A 3,407-nucleotide genomic window follows, 5' to 3' on the forward strand; every position below is an offset into this window, starting at 1 on the left:
GCGGCCGACCTGCGGCGCATCGAACGCGACCTGCACGACGGGGCGCAGGCCCGCCTGGTCAGCCTGGCCATGGACCTGGGGCTGGCGAAGGAGAAGCTGCGGGAGGACCCCGAGGAGGCGGCGCGCATGGTGGGCGAGGCGCACGGCGAGGTGAAGACGGCGCTCCAGGAACTGCGGGACCTGGCGCGCGGCATCCACCCGGCCGTGCTGACCGACCGCGGCCTGGACGCGGCGCTGTCGGCGGTCGCCTCGCGCTGCGCGGTGCCCGTGCGGGTGGAGGTGGACCTGGCGGAGCGGCCGGCCTCGGCGATCGAGGGCATCGCGTACTTCACGGTGTCGGAGCTGTTGCAGAACATCAGCAAGCACGCGCGGGCCACGGCGGCCGCCGTGGAGGTGTGGCGCGCGGAGGACCGGCTGATGCTCCAGGTCGTGGACAACGGCGTGGGCGGCGCGGACGCGTCCGCCGGTTCCGGACTGGCGGGGCTGGCCGGGCGGCTGGACGCGGTGGACGGGATCCTCGTGGTGGACTCGCCGGCCGGCGGCCCCACCCGGGTGACGGCGGAACTGCCGTGGCGGACGGAGCCGGTGCGCCGCTGAGCGGCCGCCGCCGCCATCGAAGACACCGCCGGCCGGAGCCCCGTACCCCCCGGGCTCCGGCCGGCATGATCGGTATTCGGCCATCGAACGTCCGAATCCCGGCCCGGCCTCCCCTTCTTCCCAGTACTTCCGGTCGCAGGAACGCATCCGGCCGCCGATGCTGGAATGCTGGACCTGTCGCACGGGCGGTCCGTGGACGCGGCGCGGGCCGCGCGGGCCGGGGAGCGGGCGGAGTCTGGCTGTGGGGGGCCGAGGATCGTGGAGGACAGGGTGCGGGTGGTCATCGCCGAGGATTCGGTGCTTCTCAGGGAGGGCCTGACCCGGTTGCTGACCGACCGAGGGCACGAGGTGGTGGCCGGTGTCGGCGACGCCCAGGCGCTGATCAAGACGATCACGGAGCTGGACGCGCAGGGCGAGCTGCCGGACGTGGTCGTGGCGGACGTACGGATGCCACCGACGCACACCGACGAGGGCGTGCGGGCGTCGGTGGAGCTGCGCAAGACGCACCCCGGGCTCGGCGTGCTGGTGCTGTCCCAGTACGTGGAGGAGCGGTACGCCACCGAGCTGCTGGCCGGATCCAGCCGGGGCGTCGGCTATCTGCTCAAGGACCGGGTCGCCGAGGTGCGGGAGTTCGTGGACGCGGTGGTGCGCGTGGCGCAGGGCGGTACGGCGCTCGACCCCGAGGTGGTCGCGCAGCTGCTCGGGCGCAGCCGCAAGCAGGACGTGCTCGCCGGGCTGACCCCGCGGGAGCGGGAGGTCCTGGGGCTCATGGCCGAGGGCCGGACGAACTCCGCGATCGCCAGGCAGCTCGTGGTCAGCGACGGCGCCGTCGAGAAGCACGTCAGCAACATCTTCCTGAAGCTCGGCCTGTCCCCGAGCGACGGCGACCACCGGCGCGTGCTCGCCGTGCTCACCTATCTCAATTCCTGAACCGGCGATCGTCCCGGCGATCGGGAAACCACGGCACGGACAGGGGGCGTCCTCAGGTGTGCAGGGGGGCGGGGAGAGCGTGGGCCGGCAGGGTGCCGGGCCCCCTCGAGGTCGTGTCCATCATGCGAATGTCTACCGGAAGTCAACACCCGCGGACGTAGGGTTGATCCCGGGACGGCCGATGGGAGGCCAGTCCCCGGACAGCCGCCTCTAGGGAGGTCCAGTTCAGTGACCAGCCAGGTCAGCAGCCCAGCGGAGCAGGCCGACGGAACCGACGAGACCGTCGTGGGAGCGCAGCGCAAACCGGTCGGGGCGAAGGACGTCCGCCGGCTGGACCGGGTGATCATCAGGTTCGCCGGGGACTCGGGTGACGGCATGCAGCTCACCGGGGACCGCTTCACCTCCGAGACGGCGACCTTCGGCAACGACCTGTCGACGCTGCCGAACTTCCCGGCCGAGATCCGGGCGCCCGCAGGCACCCTGCCGGGCGTCTCGTCCTTCCAGCTCCACTTCGCCGACCACGACATCCTCACCCCCGGCGACGCGCCGAACGTGCTGGTCGCGATGAACCCGGCCGCGCTCAAGGCGAACGTCGCCGACCTGCCGCGCGGCGCGGAGATCATCGTCAACACGGACGAGTTCACCAAGCGCGCCATGCAGAAGGTCGGCTACGAGACCTCGCCGCTGGAGGACGGTTCCCTCGACGGGTACCACCTGCATCCGGTGCCGCTGACCACCCTGACGGTGGAGGCGCTCAAGGAGTTCGACCTCAGCCGCAAGGAGGCCGAGCGCAGCAAGAACATGTTCGCGCTGGGCCTGCTGAGCTGGATGTACCACCGCCCGACCGAGGGCACGGAGCGCTTCCTGCGGTCGAAGTTCGCGAAGAAGCCCGACATCGCCGAGGCCAACATCGCGGCCTACCGGGCGGGCTGGAACTTCGGCGAGACGACGGAGGACTTCGCCGTCTCCTACGAGGTCGCGCCGGCGGCGAAGGCGTTCCCGCCCGGCGTCTACCGCAACATCTCCGGGAACCTGTCCCTGGCCTACGGCCTGATCGCCGCGTCCCGCCAGGCCGACCTGCCGCTGTTCCTGGGGTCGTACCCGATCACCCCGGCCTCGGACATCCTGCACGAGCTCAGCAGGCACAAGAACTTCGGTGTGCGCACCTTCCAGGCCGAGGACGAGATCGCCGGCATCGGCGCGGCCCTGGGCGCGGCGTTCGGCGGCTCGCTGGCGGTGACGACGACGAGTGGCCCGGGTGTGGCCCTGAAGTCGGAGACCATCGGCCTCGCGGTCTCCCTGGAGCTGCCGCTGCTGATCGTGGACATCCAGCGCGGCGGGCCCTCGACCGGCCTGCCGACCAAGACCGAGCAGGCCGACCTGCTCCAGGCGATGTACGGCCGCAACGGCGAGGCCCCGGTGCCGGTCGTCGCCCCGCGCACCCCGGCGGACTGCTTCGACGCGGCCCTGGAGGCGGCGCGGATCGCGCTGGCCTACCGCACCCCGGTCTTCCTGCTCTCCGACGGCTACCTGGCCAACGGCTCCGAGCCGTGGCGGATCCCGGAGCTCGACGAGCTCCCGGACCTCGCGGTGCGGTTCGCGCAGGGCCCGAACCACACGCTGGACGACGGCACCGAGGTCTTCTGGCCGTACAAGCGCGACCCCCAGACCCTCGCCCGGCCGTGGGCGGTGCCGGGCACGCCGGGTCTGGAGCACCGGATCGGCGGCATCGAGAAGCAGGACGGCACGGGCAACATCTCCTACGACCCGGCCAACCACGACTTCATGGTCCGCACCCGCCAGGCGAAGATCGACGGCATCGACGTCCCCGACCTGGAGGTCGACGACCCGGACGGCGCGCGCACGCTCGTCCTCGGCTA

The 3,407-nt window shown here is 72.1% G+C and carries 2 protein-coding genes and 1 pseudogene; all 3 read left to right on the forward strand.

Annotated elements, in window-relative coordinates; translation table 11 throughout:
- Positions 1–597: pseudogene (gene abrC2, locus GTW67_RS11885) on the forward strand (sensor histidine kinase AbrC2); the annotation flags it as partial.
- Positions 598–867: 270 nt separating this feature from the next.
- The gene (gene abrC3 / locus GTW67_RS11890) at positions 868–1,527 is read left to right on the forward strand and encodes a response regulator AbrC3 (RefSeq protein WP_346010628.1); all 660 of its coding nucleotides are present in this window, start codon (positions 868–870) and stop codon (positions 1,525–1,527) included.
- Positions 1,528–1,755: 228 nt separating this feature from the next.
- A partial coding sequence (locus GTW67_RS11895; protein ID WP_161164774.1) for a 2-oxoacid:acceptor oxidoreductase subunit alpha occupies positions 1,756–3,407 on the forward strand: 1,652 nt, incomplete at its 3' end.

It is taken from the genome of Streptomyces sp. SID5910 (assembly GCF_009862125.1).
Classification (GTDB): Bacteria; Actinomycetota; Actinomycetes; order Streptomycetales; family Streptomycetaceae; genus Streptomyces.